Origin of the sequence: Antricoccus suffuscus, from assembly GCF_003003235.1 — a bacterium.
Taxonomy (GTDB): domain Bacteria; phylum Actinomycetota; class Actinomycetes; order Mycobacteriales; family Antricoccaceae; genus Antricoccus; species Antricoccus suffuscus.
Genome location: NZ_PVUE01000009.1, coordinates 103,102 through 130,077, shown reverse-complemented (window position 1 = coordinate 130,077; position 26,976 = coordinate 103,102). Strand labels below are relative to the sequence as shown.

Sequence of the window (26,976 nt, the reverse complement as noted above, 5' to 3'; positions counted from 1 at the left end):
CACGACGTCGCTGTCGTCTACCGACGGGACTTTTCTGCGCGGAAGATGCCACCTACTCGGCGGCCAGGCGATGCAGTGATGCCAGCGGCACCGGCAGCCAGCTCGGACGATTGCGCGCCTCGTACACCGCCTCGTAGACGGCCTTGTCCGCCTCAAGGGCGCGCAGCAGCACGGCACCCTCGCGCGGATCGGCGCTGCTTTCCTCGGCGTACCCCGCGCAGTAGGCGTCTCGGTTTCGGGTGGTCCACTCACGCGATCGGGCCTCGGTCTGCGCCGTACCCTCGCCCTCAGACAACTGATATCGCGCGGCGTAGTCGAAGCTACGCAGCATCCCGGCGACATCACGCAACGGCGAGTCGAGGGCGCGGCGCTCGATGATGCTCTTAGCCGGCTCACCTTCGAAGTCGAGCAAGATCCATCGCCGCGCCGTCCGCAGCACCTGCCCGAGGTGCAAGTCGCCGTGCACTCGTTGGGCCGGTACGACGGTGCCCAAGTCCGCGACCGCTTCGTAAAGCCGCCGAAGGTCCGACGCGACTGGAGCCAGCTCGGCGACTTCGATGAGCGCGGCATCGAGGCGCGTCAGCATTGCGGCGACTCGTGCGCGCACGTCGTCCGGCGAGAGATTCGTCGTACCGAACGCCGCGGCAAGGTCGGCGTGCACCTGCGCCGTCGACTGCCCGAGCCGGTGCGCCTCCGAGGCGAAGTCGCCGCCAACCTCATCGGCGTGCAGGTCACCCTCCGCCATCAGGTCTCGCACGCTGGTCGTGGCCAGCTTCCAACCATCGGTCGCGGTGACCATGAAGTCCTGCAGCATTGCCAGGCTCCATGGCTCGCCGTCGATCGTCGCGGTGACATGCCCGAGAAGATTCGCGACATGCTCGCCCCCGAGATCGGCCAACGCGCCGTGGATCTCGATGTCAGGGTTGAGCCCTGCCTCAATCCGCCGGAAGGTCTTCATGATGGCCGCGTCGCCAAACACGATCGAGGTGTTGGACTGCTCGGCCGACAACGCCAGGCTCGGCTCGCCCACTGGCATCTCATCAGGAGCGACGCGGCGCACGAACCGAAGCCCGTCGATCTCGGCCTCCGCGACGAGCGCATCGAGCCATGCGCCGGTCACGTCCTTGTCGTGCAGCGCGTCGTACAGGTGGACCGTCGACTCGCCGTCTTCATCGAGCATCGCGCCGACGAAGACGTGATCGAGCTGCTGCGCGGGCTCGTCGCGCAGCACCAGCGGCACCTGGTAGTGCTCGACATCGCCGTTCTCGTAGGTAATGTCGGCAATCCAAATCTGCACCGGGTGAGGGTCCTCGGTCAGCGTCGCCAACTGCCGCGCGTGCACCGACCCGGCACGCGACTTCCCGGCGTACCAGCGCTGCTGACCGAGCCAGTCGCTCAGTACCCGGCCGACTTCGGCGGAGCTGATCTTCACTTCGCCGCTCCTTCCGTTGACGCAGCGCCATCGTCACCGTCGGCGTCTTCGCTTGCGACCAGCGAGCCCGACCCTTCGTCCGCCTGCAGCTGCGTATCGGCATAGCTCTCATCGCCTTCGGATGCGGGCAACCCCGTGCTCATGCCAGGTTGCTCGGCCGGAATTCGCAGCCAGTAGAAGCCATGTCCGGCAATCGTCAGCAGATACGGAAGCTCTCCGATCGCGGGGAACCTGCTGCCGCCGGTCATCTCGATCGGCTCGGAACCCTCCCAGTGTCGCAGGTCCAGCTTGACCGCCTGCGGGAACCGCGACAGGTTGTTGACGCAGATGACCACGTCGTCGCCGTACGTCCGAGCAAACGACAGCACTGAGGGATTGGAGCCGCCCAGGTCGCTGAAGGTACCCAGGCCAAATGCCGGATTAGCCTTGCGCAAGGAGATCATCCGCCTGGTCCAGTGCAGTAGCGACGACGTGTTGCGGGTCTGCGACTCAACGTTGGTGGCCTGGTAGCCGTAGACGGAGTCGGAGTTGACCGGCAGGTAGAGCCGGGCCGGTTCGCATCGCGAAAACCCGGCATTGCGATCCGGAGTCCACTGCATCGGGGTGCGCACGCCGTCCCGGTCGCCAAGCCAGATGTTGTCGCCCATCCCGATCTCGTCGCCGTAGTAGAGCACCGGTGAACCGGGCAACGACATCAGCAGCGCCGTGAACAGCTCGACGCGATTGCGGTCGTTGTCGAGCAATGGGGCGAGTCGCCGACGGATGCCAATGTTGGCCTTCATCCGGGGATCCTGCGCGTATTCATCCCACATGTAGTCGCGCTCTTCGTCGGAGACCATCTCCAGCGTCAGCTCGTCGTGATTGCGCAGGAAGATCCCCCACTGACAGGTATCCGGTATATCTGGAGTCTGGGCGAGAATCTCCGAGATTGGGTAGCGCTGCTCGCGCCGTACTGCCATGAAAATGCGCGGCATCACCGGGAAGTGAAACGCCATATGGCACTCGTCCCCGCCCGCGTCAAAGTCGCCGAAGTACTCCACGACGTCGGCCGGCCACTGGTTGGCCTCGCACAGCAGCACCCGGTCCGGGTAGCTGTCGTCGATCTCCTTACGGAGCCGTTTCAGCAGCGAGTGCGTCTCTGGCAGGTTCTCGCCGTTCGTGCCGTCCCGCTCGAAGAGGTAAGGCACCGCGTCGAGCCGGAAGCCGTCGATGCCCATGTCGAGCCAAAACCGGATCGCGTCCATGATCGCCTCGACGACGGCCGGGTTGTCGAAGTTGAGATCGGGCTGGTGGGAAAAGAACCGGTGCCAGAAATACTGCTTGCGCACCCGGTCGAAGGTCCAGTTGGACTGCTCGGTGTCCACGAAGATGATCCGCGCGTCCGGATAGCGAGTGTCATCGTCGGCCCACACATAGAAGTCGCCGTACGGCCCATCGGGATCCTCGCGGGACTGCTGAAACCACGGATGCGCGTCAGAGGTGTGGTTCATGACGAAGTCGATGATCACCCGGATACCGCGTTCGTGCGCCGCCTTCAAGAAGTCGGCGAAGTCATCCAGCGTCCCGAATTCCGGGAGCACGCCGACATAGTCGGATACGTCGTACCCGCCATCGCGGAGTGGAGACGGAAAGAACGGCGGAAGCCACAAGCAGTCAACGCCGAGCCAGTGCAGGTAGTCGAGTTTGTCGATGAGGCCACGAAGGTCGCCGGTGCCATCACCGTTGGAGTCGTTGAAGCCGCGCACGAGGACCTCATAAAAGACCGCGCGTTTAAACCACTCCGGATCACGCGTGTTCAAGACCAGATCGGTCACGAAACCATCCTTGGCGTTGACGTCATGGACATCTCGGATCAAGTCTGCCACGCCCGTCGTACTGATCTGCACCGACCGAGACCCCGAAATTTCTAAACAGCATCGGCACAACGCCTTGCACCGTTGATTCGAAGAATGTTTAATTAGGCGCATGTCGAATCAGTGTTGCGCACCCCTGCAGAGTGCACCGATGGACTCCGCCGATGCCGTGGGGTTCGCGAAAGTGTTCAAGGCGCTGGGCGATCCGGTGCGCCTGCAGCTATACAGCCTGATTGCCTCCAGGGACGAGCCGGTGTGCGTGTGCGACCTGCTTGCCTCATTCGAGCTGACCGCGCCGACGATCTCGCACCATTTGAAGTCGTTACGGATCGCCGGGCTAATCGACAGTGAGCGTCGCGGTACGTGGGTCTATTACTGGCCCGTTGATGAGGCGCGTCAGCGAGTGGCTTCGTTGCTGGGATCCCGCGAGGTGCTGAGCGCGCCGTGAGTCTCGCCGTTACTAATGAGCCACAAAGAACGGCCCGACTGGGTCTGCTGGATCGGTTTCTACCGGTCTGGATCGGACTCGCCATGCTTGCCGGGCTGGCCTTAGGCGCGACCGTGCCGGGTCTGCCGGACGCGCTGTCCGCCATACAGGTCGACGGTGTTTCTGTTCCAATCGCACTCGGCTTGCTGGTCATGATGTACCCGCCGCTGGCGAAGGTGCGCTACGACCAGTTCGGCGCCGTGGCAGCCGACCGTCGGCTGATGGTCGTAAGTCTGATCCTGAACTGGGTCGTTGGGCCGGCCATCATGTTTACGCTCGCGTGGCTGCTACTGCCTGACCTGCCCGAGTACCGCACGGGTCTGATCATCGTCGGCCTCGCACGATGTATTGCGATGGTTGTCGTATGGAACGACCTCGCCTGCGGCGACCGGAATGCCGCGGCGTTCCTCGTCACGCTGAACTCGATATTCCAGGTCGTCATGTTCGCCGGGCTCGGTTGGTTCTACCTTGACCTGCTTCCGGGCTGGCTCGGACTACAGACCGGAACACTCGATGTATCTATGTGGCAGATCGCTAAGTCGGTACTGATCTTCCTCGGGATTCCACTTGCCGCCGGCTTCTTGGGCCGCCGGATACTCGAACGAGTCCGCGACCGACAGTGGTACGAGAACACCTACTTGAGGCGCATCTCGCCGTTGGCCTTATACGGCCTGTTGTTCACGATCGTGATCCTGTTCTCCTTGCAAGGCAGGCAAATTCTTGATCGTCCCTTCGACGTCGCACGAATTGCCGTCCCCTTGCTCCTGTACTTCGCGCTCATGTGGACCGGCGCGTACTACACCAGCCGGCTCGTCGGGATGGACTATCCGCGGTCGGCGACCGTCGCGTTCACTGCGGCGGGCAACAACTTCGAGCTGGCGATAGCGGTCGCGATCGGTACGTTCGGCGCGGCCAGTGGACAAGCACTCGCCGGAGTCGTCGGACCACTCATCGAAGTCCCAGCACTCGTCGCCCTCGTCTACGTCAGCCTCAAGCTCCGCAAGAGAATCTCGCCTGCGAGCTCCACCGAAGGCACGCGCTCATGAGACCACGCCCAAGGCGTCACCGGAATCGCACGAATGCGACAGATCCGCGACGACATCACACGCCACGTCCAAATCCTCATCACGCAGTTCGCCGCATCAGAGCGCACCTAAGCACGCACGGAACAGTCGATACATACGGAGGAATCCATGACCACAAATGACATCCGCGAGACGGTCCGCCGACGGTACGCCGCGGCCGCGACCAGTCCGAGCACGACCACCAGCTGCTGCGGGCCCGCCGGCACGAGCGACCTCGACCGCGGCGGCGTATTCGGCGCCACCCTGTATGGCGAGAACGACCAGAACGAGGCCCTCAGCGGCTCGCTAGGATGCGGCGTACCCACGCAGGTCGCCGACCTTCAAGAGGGTGAGACCGTCCTCGACCTCGGCTCCGGTACCGGTGGCGACGTACTCATCTCGGCACAACGAGTCGGACCCAGCGGCAAGGTCTACGGGCTGGACATGACCGACGAGATGCTCGAGAAGGCTCGAGGCAACGCCGCTTCGGCCGGAGTCACTAACGTCGAGTTCCTCAAGGGCTACCTCGAGGAGATCCCGTTGCCGGACGGCTCGGTCGACATCGCATTGTCGAACTGCGTCATCAATCTCGCGGCGGACAAGCAGGTCGTGCTGCGCGAAACGGCCCGCGTTATCCGACCCGGCGGACGGATCGCCTTCAGCGACGTCATCGCGTCCGACGACATGCCTGAGGAGGTCCGCGAGGATATGCAGCAGTGGACCGGCTGCGTTGCCGGCGCCCTCACCCGCGGCCAGTTCGAGCACTACCTCGCGGACGCGGGTTTCACCGACATCACGATTACGCCGAGCCATCAGGTGCACGAGTACGCCCACTCCGCACTCATCAAGGCGTCGCGACCGCACCTCTGAGTAGTGGCTTAATCCAGCAGTTGAGGTGGTCGTGACACCCGCCAGCGACCGAAGCACGTGGCGAGCAATCACGTCACAAGCGCGCAATACCCGGGCCTTCGCTCACCTCGATGACCCGAGCCATGGGGCAGACTGGGGCCGAGACCTGTTCACGGGCTAAGGAGTGCAGCACGATGGATCTGATCGGTGAACGCAACCTGCGAGATCTCCTCACTGAGCGCGCGAATCGCTATCCGGACAAGACGTACCTCGTGTTCGAGGACCAGGCGGGAAACGTCCTCGAATACACCTACGCCGAGTTTCTCATTCATGTGCAGAGCGCGGCGGCCGGCTTCGCGTCGCTGGGCATCGCCAAGGGCGACGCTGTAGTCATCCAGCTCCCGAACTGTCCGGAGTTCCTCTTCGCCTGGTTCGGCATCGGCTGGATCGGCGCTATCGCGGTCCCATCGAACACCGCAAACACCGCCCCCGAGATGCGGCACATCCTCGACCTGTCCGATGCCGTCGCGGTGGTGTGCTCGCCGCCGTACCGCCAGGTGATCGACGACGCGCTGGAGTCTGCCGACGGCGTGCGACACCGGATTTTGGCGCGCATGCCAGGCGCGGCGCCGGAAGGCTGGACGTCGTACGACGAGATGGTGGCGGTCCATCAGCCAGCGGCGGATGTCGCAGTCGGAAGCGAGGACGTCATGCAGATGATCTTCACGTCCGGCACGACGTCACAGCCGAAGGCCGTCATGCTGACGCACGCCAACTGCCTGCACTCCGGCGAGCGAGCCTCCCGATGCACCGCGGTGAGTGACTCGGACCGGGTGCTTACCGCGCTTCCGGCGTTCCACGTCAACGCGCAGTCGCTGACCGTGCTCGCGGCCCTTACCGTCGGCGCTACCTGCGTGCTGTTGGAGGAATACAGGGCGAGCAAGTTTTGGGACCAGATCCGCCGGCACGAGGCAACGGCGGTAAGCCTGGTCGCGATGCAGGTACGCACGCTGCTCGCGCAACCGGCGGCGCAGACCGACCGGGACCACGCCGTACGCCGCAACTTCTACGCCATCAACGTGCTGGACTCGGAGAAGGCGGAGTTCGAGCGGCGATTCGGCCTCGAGCTCGTCAACGGATACGGACTCAGCGAGACCATGACCGTCGTGACCATCGCACCGGTCTTCGGCGAGAAAAGATGGCCGTCGATCGGGCTTCCGGCGTACGACCGGCAAGTCAGGATCGTCGATGCGGACGGTGAGGACGTCCCCACTGGCGACGTTGGCGAGATCATCGTCTCGGGCATCCCCGGCCGGACGATCATGAAGGGCTACTTCAAGGACCCCGAGGCGACCGCGCAGGCGATCCGGGACGGCTGGTTCTATTCCGGCGACAACGGGTACGTCGACGAGAAAGGCTACGTCTACTTTTTCGACCGCCAGAAGGACGTCATCAAGCGGGCCGGCGAAAACATTTCAGCGAGCGAAGTCGAGGCCGCGCTTCTACTCCACGATCACATACTGGAAGCCGCCGTTATCGGCGTGCCGGACCCGATCCGGGACGAGGCCGTCAAGGCCTTCGTCGTTATCGGGGGCGGCGTCGAGTTGACCGCAGACCAGATCATCGAGCACTGCGGGAGCCGTCTGGCACCATTCAAGGTGCCGACCCTGGTGGAGTTCGTCGATTCCTTGCCCAAGACGTCGGTCGGGAAGATCGAGAAAAAGGCGCTGCGGGCCAGCGAATCCGGCGCACGCTAGTCTCGTGTGTAGACAAAGGGCGCTATAGAGTCCCTTTCTCTACGCGCGAGATCAAATCAGCCACGATCGCTGCGGACGGCCGGCTGCCGATTGCCGATCGCGCGACCCCGGCCCTACAGTAAGTGCATGGCGACCTTGCAGACACCGTTGCACCCAAGCGCGTTGCGACGGATCGCCGCGGCATACCGGGAGGACATGGGCAGGCGGGAGCGGTCGATTCTGGTGTCGTGGGCCGGCTTCACCGGTTCGTTCGCGGCCGTACGCGCGATCACCCACGCCATACACGCCGGCAAGGGACCGTTCAAGAACCTGAGCGTTGGTGGTGAACATCTGCACCACTACATGTGGGGCATCGCTTCACTGGCCGGCGTCGGAGCGCTAGAAGTCGCAGGCAAAGAGCAGCGGCGGCACCATCCGATGGTCGCGCTCGCTTATGGGTTCGGACTCGCGCTCATCGTCGACGAGTTCGCCCTCCTGCTGGACCTGAAGGACGTCTACTGGGCAAAGCAGGGCCGTATCTCTGTCGACCTCGGCATCGCCACGGTGGCTCTCGGCGGGACGGCCTTCGCGGCCACTCCGCTCTGGCGTCGCCTGCTCGATAAGAGCTGGTCGGACCGGCGGTCAGCCGTTATCGCACGATCGCCGCGGACTGCGACGGCAACGTGAGCGCATCATCGCCGAGCAGTACGCCGTCCGCGGTGGCGAGCACGATCTCGACCGCGCCCGGGAGCGACACGGACTGCGGATTGTCCGCGAGATTGGCTACGACACGGTGCCCGCCTCGATGGATCACGACCCAACGAGAGTCCTCGTCGTACTCCACTTGCGTGCGGTCCAGGCGCGGGTCGGACAGGTCCGGCGTGGCCGCGCGCAGCGCGATAAGCGATCGGTAGAAGTCCAGGAGCGAGGCGTGCGCGGGCGCCGTCAACTCGTCCCAGCGCAGTACGGCGCTGCGGTAGGTCGCCGGGTCTTGCGGGTCGGGCATCGTCGTCGGATCCCAGCCATATCCGGAAAACTCGGCCAGCCGGCCCGCGCTCACGGCCTTCGCAAGGTCCGGCTCGGGGTGCGAGGTGAAGAACGGCCACGGCGTCGACGCGGCCCACTCCTCCCCCATCCACAGCATCGGCGTGTACGGCGACGTCAGCAGCAGCATCGCGCCCACTCGCAGCAGCGCAGGTGTCGTGAGCGCGCTGAGCCGGTCGCCGGCCGCGCGGTTGCCGACCTGGTCGTGGTCCTGCAGGAACGTCACGAAGCGCCAGCCAGGAGTGCGTTCTCGGTCGACGGGGAAGCCGTGGTTACGCCCGCGGAAGCTTGAGTATGTGCCGTCGTGGAAGAACGCGCGAGTCGAGACCTTCGCCAGACAGGCCAACGATCCGAAATCGGCGTAGTAGCCGCGACGTTCGCCGGTCAACAGGGCGTGCAGCGCATGATGGACGTCGTCGTCCCACTGGCCGGTGAGGCCGAAGCCGCCCTCGTCGTCCGGCGTGATCAGCTTCGGGTCGTTGAGATCGGACTCGGCGATCAGCGACAACGGCCGGCCCACCTGCTTCTCGAGGTCGGCGACGTCCAGCGCCAACTGCTTGAGAATGTGCGTAGGAGACTCGTCGACGAGCGCGTGTACGGCATCCAGGCGCAGCCCGTCGATGTGGAACTCGCCGAGCCACATCAGCGCGTTGTCGAGGATGTAGCGGCGCACCTCAGCGCTGCCCTCCCCGTCGAGGTTGATCAAATCGCCCCACGTGTTGCGCCCAGACTTCAAATATGGGCCGAACCGCGGCAGGTAGTTGCCGCTCGGGCCAAGGTGGTTGTAGACGACATCGAGCACCACGGCCAGCCCGCGCGCGTGTGCCGCGTCGACGAACCGTTTCAGCGCGTCCGGGCCGCCGTACGGCGCATGCACGGCGTACCAGTCGACACCGTCGTAGCCCCAATTCCATACACCGTTAAAAGCGTTGAGCGGCAGCAGTTCTACGTGCGTAATGCCGAGATCGACGAGGTAGTCCAGCCGCTCGATCGCCGAGTCCAGCGTGGCGCCCGCGGTGAACGTGCCGATGTGCAGCTCATAGATGACCGCGCCGGTCAGGTCGCGCCCGGGCCACGATGCGTCCGACCATGCGAAGTCGTCAGGGTAGATCCGGCTCGGGCCGTGCACGCCGTCTGGTTGCCAGCGGCTACGCGGATCCGGCAGGCACGTCGGGTCATCGTCGAGCAGGAAGCCATAGTCGGCGCCGGGGACGAGCGCACCGTCCACGAGCGACCACCAACCGCCGGCGCCCGGATCCATTGGTACGACGCGCGAATCGTCACCAATCTGGAGTCGGACGACGCTCGCCAATGGCGCCCACACCGCGACCTGCCCCATCACGCACCGCCTTCGCGGCGCAGCAGCAGCGCCACGGGATAACGATCGAGCAGGTCGGCGACCCGTATCGTCCCCTCGTATCGCAATCCGGTCATGGCGTCGATGTACTGCGCGGCAGGCAATGTCAGAGTGCTGGACGCCCACTTGTCTCCGAGCGCAACCGGAAGCCGGGTCGCGACGGTGATCGCCCCACCGCGGTCAAACGCGACTAGATGGTCGCGGCCGGGGCCGTCGGCGTACATCGGTCGATAGGTGTGGAAGAGGTTTGGCAAGTCGCGGCGGGCGCGCAACGCACGGCTGGTAACCCAAATCTTGACCAGGCCGGATTCGTCGAGCGTGGGTAGCGCTCCCCCGGACGACACGGCGCGCAGCGCTTCAGCGTGCGCCTCGAAGTCGACAGGACGACGATTGTCAGGGTCTACCAGCGAATCCTCGCCGAGCTCGCTTCCTTGATAGACGTCCGGCACGCCAGGAATCGTAAGCTGAATCAGCTTTTGGCTCAGCGAGTTCGACAAACCGTACGGCACCAGCCGCGCGGCGAAATCCTCAATGATCGCGCGGACCGTCGGGTCGTCGTACGCCGCGTCAACCGCCGCGTGGACCGCGCGTTCGAAGTCCGCGTCGGGATCGATCCAACCGGTGCCGTCGGCAGCCTCACGCATTGCCTTTTCGGCGTACGCGTGCATCCGGTCCCGTTCGATCAGCCCCGTCGCCGCGAACGTCTGCCATAGAAGGTATCCGAACGCTCGGTTCGGGATCGGGACGAGTGCGGCGAGACGGCTCGCGACCTCGGCCCACGAGTCCCCCAGCTCGGGGATGACGGCGAGCCGCGCGCGAACGTCCTCGCCGCGTTTGGTGTCGTGCGTCGAGAGCGTCGTCATGCTGTACGGCGCCCGCTGCAGCCGCTCGCGTTGTGCCGCATGAAAATCGTCAAGGCTGAGGCCGAAGGTGCCCGGGTTGCCGCCGACCTCGTTGAGCCCGATCGCCCTGCTGTAGCGGTAGTACGCCGTGTCCTCGACGCCCTTTGCCATGATCGCGCCGGTCGCCTGCTGGAACCGGGCGCACGCCTCGGTCTGCGGATCGCTCAGCCACGGCTGCAACGCCTCGATTGCCTGCGCCAGTTCGGGTCGGCGTACGGCGGCGACCCGCGCCGCCCGCGCCAGACGCTCTCGGCCGAGTGGCAGGTAGGACCGGTAGACGTCGAACGCCACGGCGAGCTCGGTCAGCGCGTCGACGGCGTACTCGACGCCGGGCACGGCTCGCGCGACGCGGTGGATCTCCGCCTGGAGGATAGTCGTCGCGATGAGGCGCTTGCCTTCGGCGATGTGTTGCTCCCAGTCCCTCTCGTCAGCGGTGACGTCTCGATAGATCCGAGTCATCTTCTCTGACGCATCCTCGTCATACAGAAGCGTATTGACCTCCGCGAGCACGTCGTAGCCCGTCGTGCCGGCCACCGGCCAGGAGGACGGCAGGTGTTCGCCGGGTTCGGTGATCTTCTCGACCGTGATCCACGCCCCCCGCGCTTGGGCGGCGAGCGTCTCGAGGTAGTCGCCGGGGTCGGTGAGCCCGTCCGGATGATCGACCCGGATCCCCGTGACGCCATAGTCGCGGAGCCACCGCAGAATCTCAGCGTGGGTGGCATCGAAGACCGACGGGTCCTCCACGCGCAGACCCGCCAGTGTCGTGACGGCAAAGAACCGCCGGTAGTTCTGGTCGGTATCTGCGCGCCGGTAGTTGACCAGTCGATAGTGCTGACGTTCGTGCACCCGTCGCGCCGTGTCGCCCTCGGTGTAGGTGCCGGGCGCCACCGGGAAACGGTGTTGGTAGTAGTGCAGCTCGTAACGCGGCTCATCCGAGCTGTTATCGACGTACAACCGCAGCTGCCGGTCCAGGTCGAACCCGTCACCGAGCACAGGCAGCAACACCTTGCCGTCGGCGACTTCGTAGTCCACGTCGTACCACCGGGCGGCCGGTGACTCGCGGCCCATGCGCAGAAACTCCCACCACACACCGTTTTGGGCGGCATCCGCGACACCCATGTGATTGGGCACGATGTCAACGACTAGGGCAAGTCCGGCATCAGCGCTGGCCTTCGCAAGCTCGGCGAACCCATCGGGGCCGCCTCGAGATGGGTCGATTTGGGAGTGGTCGACAACGTCGTACCCGTGCATCGACCCGTCGGTCGCCTTCAGTAGCGGCGAAACGTAGATCGCGCCGACCCCGAGCTCGCGCAGATAGCCGACGAGCCGCGCGGCCCTCTGCAACGTGAGTTCCGAGGTGATCTGAAGCCGGTACGTCGAGGTCGGTGCGTTGCTCTGACGGGTCTCGGTGCTCATCAACTACCTTTCCCTGCGCCGGCCAATTTCGCCGCCACCCTAGTCGTTGCGCTGCAGCACGACGAGTGCCCGCGGACCGAGGGCGAACGTGCCGCCGCCGGGCATCGGTTGGGCATCCTCGGGCTGCGCCGCCGTACTCGTGTCGAGCACGACCCGCCACGATACTTCGTCCGCGTCGCCGGGCAAGTGGAAATCGATCTCTTCATAGTGAGCCGAGAAACAGATCAGAAAGGAGTCGTCGACGATAGGCTCGCCGCGCATGTCGGTGCCCTGAATGCCCTGCCCGTAGAGGAACATGCCGATGGACTTGCCGAATCCGGAGTCCCAGTCCTCGTCGGTCATCTCACTACCGTCGGGTCGAAGCCACGCGATGTCAGGCAGCGGATCCTCGCCTTTGCGGCGTACCGGTTTGCCGTCGAAGAACCTGCGGCGCCGGAACGTCGGATGATCGCGGCGGAGCGCGCTGACCGCTCGGGTGAAGTCGATGAGCTCGGTATCGGCTTCCTCCCAGTCGATCCAGGAGATCTCGTTGTCCTGACAGTAGACATTGTTATTGCCCTGTTGAGTGCGGCCAAGTTCGTCGCCGTGGCTGAGCATGGGCACACCCTGGGACAGGATTAACGTCGCGATGAAGTTGCGCTGCTGCCTGCGACGTAGCTCTCGGATGCCTTCGTCGTCCGTCGGCCCCTCGGCGCCGCAGTTCCACGAGCGGTTGTGGCTTTCGCCGTCGTTGTTGTCCTCGCCGTTGGCCTCGTTGTGTTTATCGTTGTAGGACACCAGATCCCGCAGAGTGAATCCATCGTGCGCCGTGACAAAGTTGATGCTGGCGACCGGTCGCCGCGCCGTACGCTCGTAGAGGTCGGCCGAGCCGGTCAAACGGGCCGCGAACTCGCCTAGCGTGGACGGCTCGCCGCGCCAGAAGTCACGCACGGTATCGCGGTATTTGCCGTTCCACTCCGTCCACAACGGTGGAAAGTTGCCGACCTGGTAGCCGCCTGGACCGACGTCCCACGGTTCGGCGATCAGCTTCACCTGACTGATGACCGGGTCTTGCTGGACGAGCTCGAAGAACGTCGAAAGCCGGTCGACGTCGTGAAACTCGCGCGCCAGGGTCGCGGCGAGATCGAATCGGAACCCGTCGACCCGCATCTCGGTGACCCAGTAGCGCAGCGAGTCCATGATCAACTGCAGCGAGTGCGGGTTGCGGCTGTTGAAGCTGTTGCCCGTGCCGGTGTAGTCCATGTAGTACCGCGGGTCGTCATCGACGAGCCGGTAGTACGCCGCGTTGTCGATTCCCCGGAAACTCAGCGTCGGCCCAAGATGGCTGCCTTCGGCGGTGTGGTTGTAGACCACGTCGAGGATTACCTCGATATCGGCGGCGTGCAACGCGCGGACCATCGCCTTGAATTCTTGGACTTGGCCGCCCGGTGTTTCGGACGAACTGTACTTCGCATCTGGGGCGAAGAACCCAATCGTGTTGTAGCCCCAGTAGTTGCTCAGGCCCTTGTCGACGAGCGTCGAGTCGTTGGCGAAATGGTGCACTGGCATCAGCTCGAGTGCCGTCACTCCCACCGATTTCAGGTGTTCGATGATCACCGGGTGGGCCACCCCGGCGTACGTTCCGCGCAGATGCTCTGGCAGGTCCGGGTGTCGTTGGGTGAGGCCCTTGACGTGTGCCTCGTAAATGACCGTGTCGGTGTAGGGCCGCTTGGCCTGCCGGTCATTGCCCCAGTCGAAGAAGGGGTTGATGACCACGGACTTCGGCATGTGCGCGGCCGAGTCGTCCTCATTGTGGCTGTTCTCGTCACCGAAGTTGTAGCCAAACAGGCTCTGATCCCAGTCGAATGTGCCGTGGATGGCCTTCGCGTAGGGGTCGAGCAGAAGCTTGGCGGGGTTGCAGCGATGCCCGGCCGCCGCGTCGTTGGGCCCGTGCACGCGGTAGCCATAGAGTTGACCGGGCTGCACGTCGGGCAGGAACGCGTGCCACACCAGGGCGTCTACCTCGGTCAGGTCGGCCCGAGTCTCGGTCCCATCGGAGTCGAAAAGGCACAGCTCGACGCGTTCGGCGATTTCGCTGAAGAGCGCAAAGTTGGTGCCCGAACCGTCGTACGTCGCACCGAGCGGGTAGGCGGTACCTGGCCAGATCTGCATGTGTCTCCTTCGTCAGACCCCATAAGTATGGTGCCTGCGCCTGATCGCTCCGACGGCAACTGCCAATCCGTCGTGCACGTCATGCAGGTCCCACCCGCGTCGGCGCGGCGCGAGCGGTAGTCGCCCTACACCTAGTCACGGCTTCCTCGTCGTTGTCGCGGCCGATGTGGCGCGCCAAGGAAGAGAAACGCGCGACGCGGGAGCGACATCGTGGGATCCGAAGTCTCGGATCATGCGGCATCAGGTCACCCCGCGTAACGTCTGCACTGGCAGATACGTCGAGCTGATCTGGAGTGAGTTGATGACCGAATCCGAGACCGGCGGCTACACCGATGGCATCGACGGCGTCGAGGATATGGACGCCGTCGATATGTTGACCGGTGACGACCAGGACGAGCCCTACGACACGTCGTACTCTCCCCCGGACTACGAGCCGAGCGCCGCGCGTCATGGCATGACCGCTCGCGAGGAACGCGAGGGCGAGACGCTCGACGAACGCCTCGCCGAAGAGGAACCGGACATCAGCCTGGACGACGCCGCCGACGAGACCTCCGATCCACGGGCCGGACGACTTGTCGCACCCGACGAGGGTGCGCGCCCGGACACCGATGCGCAGGAGGTCGCGTACGACGCAGGCAAGGCCGGCAGTGCGGCCAGCGCCGAGGAGGCTGCCGTGCATCTCGTCGACGACCCCGGCGAATAGCGCCACCGAAGTCCCGTCGTGAACGCCGTCGCGCCGGTCACCATCCTCGGTGACGAGGAGAACTACGGCGCGACGTTTACTCTCGACGTGCCGGTCGACGGCCGGATCCGGAGGTCGTGATCATCGCTAGTGCCCCTTCTCCAGAGCAATATGACCGCCACCAGACCGGCCACGCTAGGTAGCACGCCGACGAGCCCATACAGCGTCGGCAGCAGCCTTCCGTAGCCGTCTTCGGAGCCAACGAGATTGAACAACGCGATGCACGCGGCTAAGACGAAGATTAGTGTGCTGACCGCGCGCGCCCAACGTTTCCCCTTCGTCACCGCCCATGCCATCCATAGCCAGCAGGCGATGCCAATGACGGCGATCGAGAGCAGATAGGTCAGAAGTATCGACTTACTATCAGCCATTTCGACGTGGTTGTAATCGACCGAGTAGGTGGCGATCATGTGCCGCCAGAGAGTGTCGCTTGTTGCCTGGTCGATGATCACCACAGCAGCGGCAGCCGCCGAGAGGGCGAGTCCCACGTACATGGCGAGTACGGCGAGCTGTCGAGCCGAACGAACCGTTCGTTGCGGCGCGAGTGTTGTCATTTGTTTCATCCTTCGGGTCGCGAATTTTCCTGAGGCTCCGGGGCGCCAGCTACAGTCAAGGTCGATGAGCCTTGAAACTTGGTACTTGAGACACCATATCCCAAAGAGGTGAACATGCAAGTGAGTTCTTCGGCCGATGACTCCCGGCAGTCCGGATTCGGGCGTCGCCGGCAGCGGCTGTCCGACGCCGAGACCGAACAACGAATGCTGCGATCCGCGGCCGACGCCGTCGCGGCCACCGGCCTGACGGTGAGCCTCGATCACATTCGCCTCGAAGACGTCATCCGCGACGCGGGCGTCTCGCGCAGCACCGTCTACCGCCGCTGGCCCAACAAAGACCTCTTCTTGGGTGACTTGCTCCTTGACCTCGCGCGCGCCAACGCGCCCAAGTCGGCGACCGGCAGCAAGGAGATCACCGAGCTCGTCCGTCGTAGCGTGCTGGCGAGGCTCGATGCGATCCGATCCCCCATCGATCGTCTACAACTTGCTGCGGAGCTGGTCCGCGATACCGGACAGCAAGACTTCCAGCACATCAACGAGTCTCGCGAATGGCGCACCTACCTCGCCCTGACGGTCACCTTCATCGGCTTGCCGCCGGGCGACCTCCGCGACCAGATCCAGGAAGTGCTCGCCGAGTCCGAACGCGCATTCACCGCGCGCATCGCCGCTAGCCACCGGACCATAGCGGACCTGCTCGGGTTGCGGCTACGCGCCGGCATCGACGTAACGTTCGAAACGGTCGGGCATTTGGCCAACGCGATGATGCGCGGGCTAATCGTAAAAGCACTTGCCACGCCGAGCATCGCCACCGAACGCGTCGCGGGCGACCTGTACGGCGCAACTGGGGACTGGTCCTTAGCGTCGTTGGGGCTGATCAGCGTCGTGATGACCTACCTCGAGCCAGACCCTGATGTGACGTGGGACGACAAACGGGTCACGCAGCTGCGTCAGCAGCTCGAGGAGACGGACGACCTGTTCGAGTAATTGCCGACCCGCGAGCGACGGGCCGCCGTTTCGATGTACTTCCGCAGAAAGTGGCGTAAATTTCAGTCCACACGGATACCCGCTCAGGATGGGAGTTGTGTCATGGCTGATGGAAACGGCGACACCGGTTACGCAGACGGTATCGACGGTGTCGATGAGATGGACGCAGTCGGCACACTCACCGGAGAGGATGCGGACGAGCCCTACGAGACGTCGTACTCGCCGCCCGACTACGAACCCAGCGACGCAAAATTCGGCATGACCCACAGCGAAGAGCTTGCGGGCGAAGGCCTCGAACGCAAACTGTCGCGCGAGTTACCCGATCTGTGCGAGACCGACGCCGCGGACGACGTACAGGACAGCCGAGCCGGCCGTCTCGTCGCGCCCGATGGAGGAATGGGCGAGGACACCACTCCCGAGGAATTGGCCTGGGACGCAGGCATTGCCGGCGCCGCGGCCAGTGCGGAAGAAGCCGCCGTGCACATCGTGAGCGATCCCGATCGGCCGTACGACGATGAAGACACGGAGAATCCGTACGACGACACGCTTGAGCGCGCATAGGGGCCGACGACCTTGACCGCACGCCTGGACGACCTCCGCACCAGCATCCACGACGGATTGAGCACCATCCGCGGCGAGCTTGCAGCACTCGTCGCGATTCGCTCGATCGCCGATCCGCGACAGGCACCACCAGAGGAGTGTCGTCGTGCCGCAGAATGGGTGCGAGATGCCTTTCAGAGCGCGGGAGTCGGACAGATCGAACTCATCGACACTTCCGACGGCAGCACCGCGGTCGTCGGGCATCAACCGGGGCCTACTGGTACGCCGACGGTTTTGCTCTACAGCCACTACGACGTACAGCCCGCAGGTGACGAGAGCCTCTGGGCCAGCCCGCCTTTTGAACTCAGCGAGCGCGACGGTCGATGGTACGGCCGGGGCGCCGCGGACTGCAAAGGCAACATCGCCATGCATCTGCTCGCGCTGCGCGCGCTCGGAGAATTTCCGGTCGGCGTTCGGGTTGTGTCCGAGGGTTCAGAGGAGATGGGCGGCGGCGGCCTGGAAGACCTCGTCCGGCAGCGGCCAGAGCTGTTCGAGGCGGATGTCATCCTCATCGCGGACACCGGCAACTCGGCCATCGGTACGCCGACCGTCACTACCTCCCTGCGCGGGATTGCCAACCTCGTCGTGCATCTCGAGACGATGACCGGTGAGATCCATTCCGGCATGTACGGCGGACCAGCGCCGGACGCATTGGCCGCGATGGTGCAACTGCTGTCCACGCTGCGCAACGAGGACGGTGACACCGCCGTCGACGGCCTGGATTCCCATCAGATATGGGATGGCGTGGACTACCCGGAAGCACAGTTCCGCGCGGACGCGGGCGTGCTGGACGGCGTCGATCTGGTCGGTGCAGGTTCCGTCGCAGACCGTGTATGGGCACGGCCCGCCGCGACCGTGCTTGGCATCGATTGCCCACCTGTAGTCGGATCTGCCGCCGCGATACAGCCCCGCGCATCGGCGCGGATCAACCTGCGGGTGCCTCCCGGGATGGATCCGCAGGCGGCACTAGATGCGTTGAGCGCGCATCTAAAGAGCCACGCGCCGTGGGGCGCGCGTGTCACCGTCGAACCCGAAGCGATCGGCGCGCCGTTCTCCGCACGCACCAGCGGTCCGGCGTACGCCACGCTGGGTGGGGCGATGGAAGCGGCGTACGGGAAGCAAATGGTGACCGCCGGGCAGGGCGGTTCGATTCCGCTGTGCAACGTGCTTGCTGACCAGTTCCCTGAAGCGGAGATCGCGCTCATCGGCGTCGAGGAGCCGACATGCCGGATCCACGCCCCCAATGAGAGCGTGGATCCGGGCGAGATCGAAAACCTCGCGGTTGCCGAGGCGTTGTTTCTCGAACAACTCGGCGCCTAGGTCCGGCCTTAAGCGCGCTTAGGCATCGACGCTCTGACCGGCGCGCTCGGCCTCGAGCTTCTTCATCTCTTCCTTGACGAGCGCTTCGTGACGCTCCTCGTCCTCGCGTGCCTTCTTCGGACTCCATCGACCGGCCATCACAAAGACGAACGGGAGGAACAGCACCTGCGCACCTACGCAGATCCACCACCAAACCCGCCACTGCTGCGCAGTGTCCTTGGCCGCCTGCGTCACCTTGGCGCCGTTATCGGCCAGATACTTCGCGTCCGCAGCGGGGATCGGGTCGGTGCCCAGTTTCTGGAGACGGGCGACCGCTTCGGCCGGGTCCTTGGCGAGTTTCGCCTCGATGATCTGCTTGACTGCGGCCGCTCCGGCTGCCGGATCGGTCGGATCCTTCTGCAGTGCGGCAAGCGTGTCGGGCGCGATCGCTCCGGCAGTCGCGACCTGATCGGGGTACTGCGCGACAATCGCGGACACTTTCGAGTCCTGATCGACCAGTACCGCGGTCGCGGGTACGGCGAAGATAAATCCGACCAGCGACAAGGTGACGACGATCCGCACGATCCAGCCCCACACCGCGAGCCCGGTGGCGGTCGCCGCGGGGTTGTGCTTCTCGATCGTCTCGGTGAAGCTCGCCATCCACGCGGTGTATGCCAACCCGCCACCCGCAGAGATGAAGATCATCAGCACGGCGAACGTGTAGTACGACGTATTCGGCTCAACCGCCTTCTCTGCAAAGATCGCCGCCCCCACGAGGCTGACCACGCATCCGATGATCATGAACGGTTTGCGGACTCGGAACTTGTCGGAGATGAACCCGGCAGCGACAAGTGCAATCGCGTTGCTGATCCAGTACCAGTTCGCTAGCCCGTTCGCCTTCGCACTGGAGTAACCGAAGATCGTCACGAAGTAGATCACGAAGAAGCCGACGGCGATGTAGTAGAACATCAGGAAGATGGCGATCGCGAACGCCGAACCGACGATGTCGAGGTGCATCATCTGCCGCCAGTGGCCTTGTGCTGCCTTCTCGGTGTCGATGTTCTTCGCCCGCGCCTCGATCAGCATCTTGTCTTGCATGCTGACCATGAGCTGATCGCGAAGCGCCGGCGAGAGCTCACGAAGCGCGAAGATCGCGATGACCGCGACGACGAGTCCAATGCCACCACAGAGGTAGAACTGGAACTGCCAGTCCGGGTGCGACACGAGAGTGTGGCTCGAGATCTCCGTAACAAGAAGACTGCCAAGCACCGGACCAAGGGTCCAGAACCCCATCGCAGATGCCCGCCCGAGCTGCGGTGAGAAGTCCCGGATGAGCGCCGGCGTGGCGACCAGGATGATTCCCTCGACGATGCTCAGGATCCCGAAGAAGATGAAGTACCACGCCGTGTTGGGCGCATTCGGCAGAGCGAACGCGATGAGAACGCCGGTGACCACGAGACCGAAGGCCACCAGATTGGCGCGGCCCCAGCGATCGGCGAGACCCGCAACCAAGGACGCGAACGCGCCAAGCAGGTTACCGATAACCGAGACCATGACGAACTGGGTAAAGGTCATTCCGAAGCCGGCGATGATCTGAGTCGCGACGGCGCCACCGATATACAACTCGTAGTAGAGGATCACGGTCGCGAGGACCGTGATGGCTAAGTAAATGTAACGCCGGCCGTTGGACGGGTAGCTGTGTAAACGGCGATCCCACAGCGTCTGGATGCCACGCGCCGGTGTGTCGGCGGGCTTCGGCCGCCCTGGCGCGACGACCTTCGGGTCTCTCGCATCGAGGGCTACATCGCCGATGACGCGAGGTCCCTCTCCTGCCGAGCTAATTGTCTGATCACTCATTCGTTGCAATTGGCCTTTCCGGTATACCGATCTGGCTTCTGCTAGCAGTTCTGGGCTGTATTTGGCAGGCCGGACCGCTAGTGTGGCATCGGACACGGTGAGTTTGTTTTCTGACACTAACGACCAATGGGGGTGCGCAGCGGTGACGAGATCGGCCACGAAATTGACAGATTCGGCCACAAGTGTCTTAGAGTCTGTCCGCGGCCCGAGCAGCGTCGCGCTCATGCACCGACTGGCCGTGCGGCGTGGCATCGACGGCGCCCGATGCCTCGACGTAGCCGGCATAGATGCAGCGACGTTGGTCGACCCAAACGGCCTGATCACGATGCGTCAGGAGCTTGCATTCATCGCAGAAATGCTCCAGGCGGTCGACGCACCAGCAGAATTCGGTCTTGAAGTCGGATCTCGCTACCGGCTGACGATCTACGGCGTGTGGGGCCTCGCGATCATCTCCAGCGCCACGGTCCGCGAGTCAATCAACGTGGCCAATCAGTTCATCGACCTCACATACGCATGCACCCGCGTGCAACATCGAGTCGGTGGGTCCAAACTCTTCATCGAGTACGGCGACTTCGACGTACCGGAGAACGTACGTCAGTTCGTCCTCGCTCGTGATATCGCCGGCGCGCACGTCATCTGGGCCGAGTCGTTCGACCCCGTCCAGATCGACCGATGCGAACTCCGACTTCCGCGGCCGGCCGATACCGCGCCGTACGAACGCATATTTGGAGTCTTGCCCGAGTTCGATTCTTCATACACTCGTTTTACTTTTGATGGCCGGTGCCTCGACATTCGCTTGCCCTCCGCAAGCCCGCTTACCGCCGAACAAAGCCTCATGAAATGCCTGGACACGCAGATGCGACTGCGTGCCCGGCGCACTGTCGCCGGCCGCGTCCGCGAGGAGCTTCAGGGCAACCATTACAACCAGTCTCAGGAACGCGTCGCCGCCGCGCTCAACCTCAGCGTCCGGACGCTTCGTCGGCAACTCGCCGACGAAGGCACGAGTTTTCGGCTGGTCGGCGAAGAAGTGCGCATGCGGCAGGCCGAGCAGTACCTCGCCGCCGGTCTGTCCGTGCAACAAGTGTCCAACCGAGTCGGGTACGGCGATCCGTCGAGCTTCATCAGGGCTTTCATCCGCCGAAACGGTGACTCGCCGCGGCGCTGGACGCGGTCGCATGAGGATCGGCACGTCGACGCATAGGCGCCGAGGCGAGGTAGGCCGCTCGAGCTCGGCGCTCGAACAGCACGACCCAGCAACCCGAGCGCCGTAGGAACAAGTGCGTCGGGATCTGCAACGCGACCACGGTGCCGATCGTGACCGCTATGTCCAGCACCGGCACCGTCGCGACTGCGAGAGTGTAGGAGAAGTAGATCCGCAGTCCGGCATCGACCAGGCCGAGAATCCCCCACATAGCAGTGATCTGGCGCCAGGCCCGCCGGAAGCGGGGGCGCTCCACCCACAGCCGGTCCATGGCGGGGGCCAGCTGCGGCATCAACGTGCGAGTGACCTCGAAGGAGATCGGCGTACCACGCCACACCGTGACAAGCACCCAGATGCCCAGCGGGGCGCTGACCAATGCGTTGCGCACGAGCAGGTCACGGGGGCTCCCCGCGAGGAGTGAGGCGATCAATGACAACACCATCGCGGCGAGGACCAACATGCCAAAGGCATCCGTCCGACGAGTGCGCGCCAGGCTGTATAGCGCGCTGCCGAGCGGCGGGACCATCCCTACGATGAGCGCGACCATGTCGCTCACGCCGCCGGCGCGCAGTCCGTAGAACAAGACCAGCGGGGCGGCGATGTCGATCAGGATTCCACGGCACCGCTTGATGATTGATTGCATGCCAACGACTATCGCGCAGATCGCTTGCGTCCCACATCGGTCGCACGTCTCGCGGCAGCGCGCCGAAAGGCGCGTCGCTACCTACTTTGGTATGACTCGGGATAACGACCTTCAGCGGCAATACTTCGGGCACACCGAAGTGCTAACGCCGCTGCCAATCTGAGCGGCTGCGTCGCCCGGACCCAACGTGCTGCCGGGCGTGCTACGGTCGATTTCCCGAGTACGCCTGGAGGTTCGGAAATGACGATGACACCGGGCGCAGCGCCCTGGAAACTCGACGAGATCAACCTGTCGGACCAGGAATTCTGGGCCCTACCGTGGTCGCGCAAGATCGAGGCAATGAAGCTCTTACGCAGCGAGGCACCGTTCGCGTTCTTTGAGGAGCCGGAGCCACTTCTCGGCACCGAAGCCGGGCCGGGCTACTACGCGATCACCCGCCACCAGGACATCATTGAGATGAGTCGACATACCGAGACCTACAGCTCTGGCCAAGGGGCGACTTCGATTCTTGACTTGCCCGTTGAGATGCTTGAGTTCTACGGCTCGATGATCAACATGGACGATCCGCGGCACGCGAAGATCCGCCGGATCGTCTCCCGCGCATTTACCCCTAAGATGCTTGGTCGGGTCTATGACGACATCGCCGAGGTCGTGGCCGAGCTCGTTGGCACAATTGCGGTCGAGCCGTCGGGAACGGTCAACATCGTCGAACGACTCTCGAGCCCGTTTCCGCTGACCATCATCATGCGGATGATGGGCATCCCCAAGGACAAATACGACGTATGCCTGCAGATGACCAACATCATCCTGTCTGGCGGCGACCCCGAGTTCATGCCACCCGACGCTGAGAACCCAATTGGCATCTTTCTCGAGGCGGGCGCCACGCTGGCAGGCATCATGCACGAACTCGCCGCCGAACGCCGCGGAACGCCTACCGACGATCTGACATCCGCACTCGTGAATGGCTCGGTCGACGGTGAGCAGCTGACCGACGACGAGCTCGCGTCGTTCTTCATCCTGTTAGTCGTCGCCGGCAACGACACGACGCGCACCGCAATCTCGCACGCGATTTTGGCCCTCACCAAGAATCCCGACCAGAAAAAGATCTGGATGGACGACGTCGACGGCATCACACCGACCGCTGTCGAGGAAATCGTGCGCTACGCCAGCCCGGTGCAATGGATGCGGCGCACGCTCACTCACGACGTTGAGTACCGCGGCCACGCCTTCAAGGAGGGCGACAAGGTCCTCATGTTCTACGGCGCCGCCAACCGCGACACCGAAGTCTTCGAAGACCCGGATACCTTCGACCTGCGCCGCAGCCCCAACCCGCACCTGGGATTCGGCGGCCCCGGCCCGCACTTCTGCCTCGGCTCAAGCCTCGCCAAACGTGAATTGGGCATCGTGTTTCAGGAGCTCTTCAGGCAATTGCCCGATCTTGAGGTCGAGGGGGAGCCCGAGATGCTCGTCTCGTCGTTCATCAACGGCATCAAACGGATGAACGTCCGGTTCACGCCAACTGCGTGAACGCCGCAGCGCCGCATTCATAGCGACGCTTCGTAGCCGCACTACCTATTTTGGGTGTGACCGCGGCCAACTATCTTTCCCACGCCGTCAACCCAAACCGGGCACCCGTCGTCTTAGCGGGTATATCGGTTGATGTTGGTAGCGGCGAAAGGAAGTGCCAGCGATGAGGCTCAGCATGAAGGGCGGTCGGCGGCCAGCGGAGTGGACCATCGGGCTCGTCGCAGCGACGGTGCTGTTGACGGCGTGCACTAGTGGCGGCGGCAGTTCGCAACGCGATACGCCCGCCAGCGGCGAATCGTCGACCGCCACAGCGACAACGAAGTCGACGCCGGAAACCTCTTCGACGCCGAACATCGCTGCCGGGGCAGGCACCTCGACGGAGGCACCCTCAAGCACGGCAACGGCACGGGCGCCAGGCTCCTCGGGCAACACCTCGACGGTGACCCCTGCGACCACTGCGGCAACGATGGCTAACCCATCACCAGCATGCGGATCGATGACGCCGCAGCAGGCGGCACAGACCGCCGCCGAGAAACTTCCCCGACCCTTCAGCGACCCCACCATGAGCTACGTGAAATGGGACCCGTCTACCGCCACGACGGACGGATACAACCCGTGCGCCACCCTCGGCTGGATCGTCATGCCAATCGAGGGCGGTACCGCGTCGTCGCCGTACGCCATCGCGCTGTTCCATATGGGTAAGTACATCGGCCGTGCGACCGCGAAGTCATACGGGTTCTTTCCGACTGTGACTCGGGTGGACGACGCCACGATCTCGGTGACGTACCACTGGCCACGGCAGAACGAGACAAACGCCGAGGCGAGCGGTACCAGCCTCGCTCAGTTCCACTTCGACACCGCCAGCGGCACCGTGAAGATGACGGGCAACGCACCGGCAAATTAACCTACTTTGGTCGGTATCGGAGCGGTGACCGCCTGACATACGTTGCTCTGGTGACACATCCGCATCGGTCGCAAGCGACGTATCGACTCCTCAGTCTCGGTGTCGTCATCGCAGTTGCCATACAGGTGGCCCTCACCGCTTTCGGCCAACTCAGCGCGACGCCAGCGATCTCGACGACCGCGCTGGTTCTGGATATCGTGGTCGGTGTCGCTGGATGCGCGGCCATGCCATTCGTCGTACGTCTGCTGCGGGTGCCGATGTATCTCGTCGCGGCCCTGTCTATGGTCGCACCCACCGGCACGCCACCCGCGGCCGTGACGGTAGTGATCGCCGGCCGCACACAGCCGTTTCGGGTCGCGCTAGGAATAACGGTCACGAGTTTCGTCGCACATTTACTGCGCTGGATCTGGTTTCCAATCACCGCACTGCCTTTCGGGTGGTGGGTCGTAATCGATTTCGCCGCGAATGCCGCGTTGCTCGGTTGGGGCGCCAACGGTCGCTGGCGCGCGGAGGTGCTGGCGTCGTACCGGGAGCGGGCGCACCGCGCCGAGACCGACGGCGCCCGCCGGGTAGCCGAAGCCCAGAGCCTCGAACGTTCGCGCATTACGCGCGAGATCCACGACGTACTCGGGCATCGGCTTTCGTTGGTCGCGACGTACGCCGGGGCGCTGGAGTTTCGCCCGGATGCCTCGCCTGAACAAGTTGCACAGGCGGCCGCCGTCGTACGCGCGGGCCTGCATCAGGCGCTCGAGGAACTGCGCGAAGTCATCCGAGTCGCCAACGACGAATCCTCATCGTGGCGACCGCAACCAACCCTCGCCGATATCGACCAACTCGTCGCCGAGGCACGCAACGCCGGTGATGACATCGCCTCCAGGATCACCGTCGCCACGGGAGCACCTACCGGATTGGGGCGTACGGCGTACCGCATCGTGCAGGAGGCGCTCACGAATGCCCGCAAGCACGCCTCCGGAGAACCGGTCGAGGTCGTCGTCGAGGGCGGCCCCGAGAGCGGTCTCGAGGTGACCGTGCGCAACCCGCTGCCGCCCCGCCCGGACACCACTCCCCCTGGCGTCGGACTCATCGGGCTGGCCGAACGGGTCGGACTCGCAGGGGGCACATTTCGTCACGGCATCGGCACGGACGGCAACTTCGAGTTACAGGCATCGCTACCCTGGCCTGGTGAACAGACCGTTGCGAATACTGATCGTTGACGACGACGCGCTGGTCCGCGCCGGCCTGAAGATGATGCTTGACGGCGCCGACGGCATCAGCGTGTCCGAGGCAAGCGACGGGGAGGAAGTGCCAGCGGCCGTGGACAAGAACGACCCGTCCGTCGTACTCATGGATATCCGGATGCCGCGGATGAACGGGATCGCCGCACTACGTCGGCTCCGCGAGCGGGACCGGTCGCCGAAGGTGATCATGCTGACCACGTTCGACACCGACGAGCACATCATGCAGGCGCTGCGTGCCGGCGCCGACGGCTTCCTCCTGAAGGACACGCCTCCGCGTGAGATCGTGGAGGCCATCGTCCGGGTCGCGCGTGGCGAGTCGATCCTCTCGCCCACCGTCACCCGCCGGCTGATGGACAAGGTCGCCGACGGCGCGTCGACGTACGAACGCGCATCAGAGGCCATCGCAAGCCTCAGTCCGCGCGAACGCGAAGTCGTCGTCGCGATCGGGCGCGGCCTCAGCAACGCGGAGATCGCGGCCGAGCTCTACCTCAGTATCGCCACGATCAAGGCACACGTCTCACACATTCTGACTCGGCTAACCCTCGACAACCGCACTCAGCTTGCTCTGCTCGCCCACGACGCCGAGCTGTTGTAGCTGCGAACTAATTCAGCACGCGCGCAAGCACGAGACCGGTAGGGATACTGACAAGAAGTACGACGACGACGAACCAGTAGCAATACCGGAGCAATTTCAGGCCGGCGGACCCGCGCGCCCCCAGCATGAAGTAGACAAGCGCGACGATGAGTGCGATCCCGCCGACATCAACGAGCCAGGGCATCTCAAGGACGGTCCCGATCAGGACGCCGGCGTTACCAAGATTGAACAAGACCAGCTCGGCGATAGTCACTGACCAGCGCGGCGGACGTTCGGCTAGCAGCGCCTGACCCGCGCCGAGGCAGAGCTGCGCGACACCCACCACGAGCACGAGGTAGGCGACCGCCCACGCGATGTGTCGGGTAGGTGCAGAGGCGGTGGCCGCCGACAGCAATCCGCCCGCGAGAACGCCCAGCACCCCGACTACGAGAATGGGAGATGCTGTCGATAGCTCGCGTCGGGTCACGCGACCCATTCTATGAGGATCGACCAGATCGCTTAGGTGAAGCAGATTGACTCACCATTGAGTCGATCTGTTACA

The 26,976-nt window shown here is 64.2% G+C and carries 24 protein-coding genes; 14 read left to right on the top strand and 10 right to left on the bottom strand.

Going from position 1 to position 26,976, the window contains the following annotated elements:
• Positions 1–52: 52 nt before the first annotated feature.
• Positions 53–1,432, bottom strand: a complete 1,380-nt coding sequence (locus CLV47_RS12185) for a maltokinase N-terminal cap-like domain-containing protein (RefSeq protein ID WP_106349321.1) — start codon at positions 1,430–1,432, stop codon at positions 53–55.
• A complete protein-coding gene (gene treS, locus CLV47_RS12180; protein WP_238145423.1) occupies positions 1,429–3,246 on the bottom strand; it encodes a maltose alpha-D-glucosyltransferase in 1,818 nt (605 codons plus the stop codon). The genes CLV47_RS12185 and treS overlap by 4 nt, the downstream gene beginning before the upstream one ends.
• Before the next feature lie 190 nt (positions 3,247–3,436).
• Here treS and CLV47_RS12175 point away from each other — a divergent pair, with 190 nt between their 5' ends.
• The 5 genes from CLV47_RS12175 to CLV47_RS12155 all read left to right on the top strand — a co-directional run bounded on the left by CLV47_RS12175 (position 3,437) and on the right by CLV47_RS12155 (position 8,108).
• Positions 3,437–3,733: an ArsR/SmtB family transcription factor gene (locus tag CLV47_RS12175; RefSeq protein ID WP_238145422.1), complete on the top strand. Its 297-nt coding sequence runs from the start codon at positions 3,437–3,439 to the stop codon at positions 3,731–3,733.
• Positions 3,730–4,818 (top strand): ACR3 family arsenite efflux transporter, encoded by a 1,089-nt coding sequence (gene arsB / locus CLV47_RS12170; RefSeq protein ID WP_106349318.1) that lies wholly within the window; start codon positions 3,730–3,732, stop codon positions 4,816–4,818. The genes CLV47_RS12175 and arsB overlap by 4 nt, the downstream gene beginning before the upstream one ends.
• A gap of 147 nt (positions 4,819–4,965) precedes the next feature.
• On the top strand, positions 4,966–5,706 hold the full coding sequence (arsM, locus tag CLV47_RS12165; RefSeq protein ID WP_106349317.1) for an arsenite methyltransferase: 741 nt from the start codon (positions 4,966–4,968) through the stop codon (positions 5,704–5,706).
• A gap of 173 nt (positions 5,707–5,879) precedes the next feature.
• Positions 5,880–7,442, top strand: coding sequence for an AMP-binding protein (locus tag CLV47_RS12160; protein WP_106349316.1), 1,563 nt, complete (start codon positions 5,880–5,882; stop codon positions 7,440–7,442).
• 126 nt (positions 7,443–7,568) lie between these two features.
• Positions 7,569–8,108, top strand: coding sequence for a hypothetical protein (locus tag CLV47_RS12155; protein WP_177557532.1), 540 nt, complete (start codon positions 7,569–7,571; stop codon positions 8,106–8,108).
• On the opposite strand, the gene treZ is transcribed toward CLV47_RS12155, so the two are convergent.
• From treZ to glgX, 3 genes are read right to left on the bottom strand one after another with little or no spacing between them, the layout of a single operon-like run.
• Positions 8,071–9,804, bottom strand: a complete 1,734-nt coding sequence (treZ, locus tag CLV47_RS12150; RefSeq protein ID WP_106349315.1) for a malto-oligosyltrehalose trehalohydrolase — start codon at positions 9,802–9,804, stop codon at positions 8,071–8,073. The two genes, CLV47_RS12155 and treZ, sit on opposite strands and share 38 nt — an antisense overlap.
• Positions 9,804–12,140, bottom strand: coding sequence for a malto-oligosyltrehalose synthase (gene treY / locus CLV47_RS12145; protein ID WP_106349314.1), 2,337 nt, complete (start codon positions 12,138–12,140; stop codon positions 9,804–9,806). Before treY ends, treZ begins: the two co-directional genes overlap by 1 nt.
• A 39-nt stretch (positions 12,141–12,179) precedes the next feature.
• Positions 12,180–14,291, bottom strand: a complete 2,112-nt coding sequence (gene glgX / locus CLV47_RS12140; RefSeq protein ID WP_106349313.1) for a glycogen debranching protein GlgX — start codon at positions 14,289–14,291, stop codon at positions 12,180–12,182.
• Positions 14,292–14,523: 232 nt separating this feature from the next.
• Here glgX and CLV47_RS12135 point away from each other — a divergent pair, with 232 nt between their 5' ends.
• Positions 14,524–14,994 (top strand): DUF5709 domain-containing protein, encoded by a 471-nt coding sequence (locus CLV47_RS12135; RefSeq protein ID WP_202862541.1) that lies wholly within the window; start codon positions 14,524–14,526, stop codon positions 14,992–14,994.
• Positions 14,995–15,056: 62 nt separating this feature from the next.
• Here CLV47_RS12135 and CLV47_RS12130 read toward each other — a convergent pair whose 3' ends face one another.
• Complete coding sequence (locus CLV47_RS12130; RefSeq protein ID WP_146135374.1) at positions 15,057–15,587, bottom strand: hypothetical protein; 531 nt, start codon at positions 15,585–15,587, stop codon at positions 15,057–15,059.
• Positions 15,588–15,707: 120 nt separating this feature from the next.
• Here CLV47_RS12130 and CLV47_RS12125 point away from each other — a divergent pair, with 120 nt between their 5' ends.
• From CLV47_RS12125 to CLV47_RS12115, 3 genes are all read left to right on the top strand, one after another.
• Positions 15,708–16,571, top strand: coding sequence for a TetR/AcrR family transcriptional regulator (locus CLV47_RS12125; RefSeq protein WP_202862540.1), 864 nt, complete (start codon positions 15,708–15,710; stop codon positions 16,569–16,571).
• Between the two features lie 102 nt (positions 16,572–16,673).
• Positions 16,674–17,132 (top strand): DUF5709 domain-containing protein, encoded by a 459-nt coding sequence (locus CLV47_RS12120; protein ID WP_177557530.1) that lies wholly within the window; start codon positions 16,674–16,676, stop codon positions 17,130–17,132.
• A 12-nt stretch (positions 17,133–17,144) separates the two neighbouring features.
• Complete coding sequence (locus CLV47_RS12115) at positions 17,145–18,491, top strand: dipeptidase (protein WP_106349311.1); 1,347 nt, start codon at positions 17,145–17,147, stop codon at positions 18,489–18,491.
• An 18-nt stretch (positions 18,492–18,509) separates the two neighbouring features.
• Here the strand turns inward: CLV47_RS12115 and CLV47_RS12110 are convergent, their stop codons facing one another.
• Positions 18,510–20,327 carry an MFS transporter gene (locus CLV47_RS12110; RefSeq protein WP_106349360.1) on the bottom strand — a complete coding sequence of 606 codons (1,818 nt, stop codon included), beginning with the start codon at positions 20,325–20,327 and terminating at the stop codon, positions 18,510–18,512.
• 223 nt (positions 20,328–20,550) lie between these two features.
• On the opposite strand from CLV47_RS12110, the gene CLV47_RS12105 reads away from it, so the two are divergent.
• Positions 20,551–21,528 carry an AraC family transcriptional regulator gene (locus tag CLV47_RS12105; RefSeq protein ID WP_106349310.1) on the top strand — a complete coding sequence of 326 codons (978 nt, stop codon included), beginning with the start codon at positions 20,551–20,553 and terminating at the stop codon, positions 21,526–21,528.
• Here the strand turns inward: CLV47_RS12105 and CLV47_RS12100 are convergent.
• Positions 21,458–22,171 carry a VC0807 family protein gene (locus tag CLV47_RS12100; protein WP_106349309.1) on the bottom strand — a complete coding sequence of 238 codons (714 nt, stop codon included), beginning with the start codon at positions 22,169–22,171 and terminating at the stop codon, positions 21,458–21,460. The two genes, CLV47_RS12105 and CLV47_RS12100, sit on opposite strands and share 71 nt — an antisense overlap.
• A 240-nt stretch (positions 22,172–22,411) precedes the next feature.
• Here CLV47_RS12100 and CLV47_RS12095 point away from each other — a divergent pair, with 240 nt between their 5' ends.
• A complete protein-coding gene (locus tag CLV47_RS12095) occupies positions 22,412–23,698 on the top strand; it encodes a cytochrome P450 (protein ID WP_106349308.1) in 1,287 nt (428 codons plus the stop codon).
• An 87-nt stretch (positions 23,699–23,785) separates the two neighbouring features.
• Here the strand turns inward: CLV47_RS12095 and CLV47_RS12090 are convergent, their stop codons facing one another.
• A complete protein-coding gene (locus CLV47_RS12090) occupies positions 23,786–24,154 on the bottom strand; it encodes a hypothetical protein (RefSeq protein WP_106349307.1) in 369 nt (122 codons plus the stop codon).
• Positions 24,155–24,194: 40 nt separating this feature from the next.
• Between CLV47_RS12090 and CLV47_RS12085 the strand changes: the two genes are divergently transcribed.
• Genes CLV47_RS12085 through CLV47_RS12075 form a run of 3 tightly spaced genes read left to right on the top strand, consistent with a single transcriptional unit; the run spans position 24,195 to position 26,435 of the window.
• Positions 24,195–24,602, top strand: a complete 408-nt coding sequence (locus CLV47_RS12085) for an LppP/LprE family lipoprotein (protein ID WP_202862539.1) — start codon at positions 24,195–24,197, stop codon at positions 24,600–24,602.
• A 50-nt stretch (positions 24,603–24,652) separates the two neighbouring features.
• Complete coding sequence (locus CLV47_RS12080; protein ID WP_106349305.1) at positions 24,653–25,816, top strand: sensor histidine kinase; 1,164 nt, start codon at positions 24,653–24,655, stop codon at positions 25,814–25,816.
• Positions 25,785–26,435 (top strand): response regulator, encoded by a 651-nt coding sequence (locus tag CLV47_RS12075; RefSeq protein ID WP_106349304.1) that lies wholly within the window; start codon positions 25,785–25,787, stop codon positions 26,433–26,435. Before CLV47_RS12080 ends, CLV47_RS12075 begins: the two co-directional genes overlap by 32 nt.
• Before the next feature lie 7 nt (positions 26,436–26,442).
• Here the strand turns inward: CLV47_RS12075 and CLV47_RS12070 are convergent, their stop codons facing one another.
• Positions 26,443–26,901, bottom strand: coding sequence for a hypothetical protein (locus CLV47_RS12070; RefSeq protein ID WP_146135373.1), 459 nt, complete (start codon positions 26,899–26,901; stop codon positions 26,443–26,445).
• Positions 26,902–26,976 lie beyond the last annotated feature (75 nt).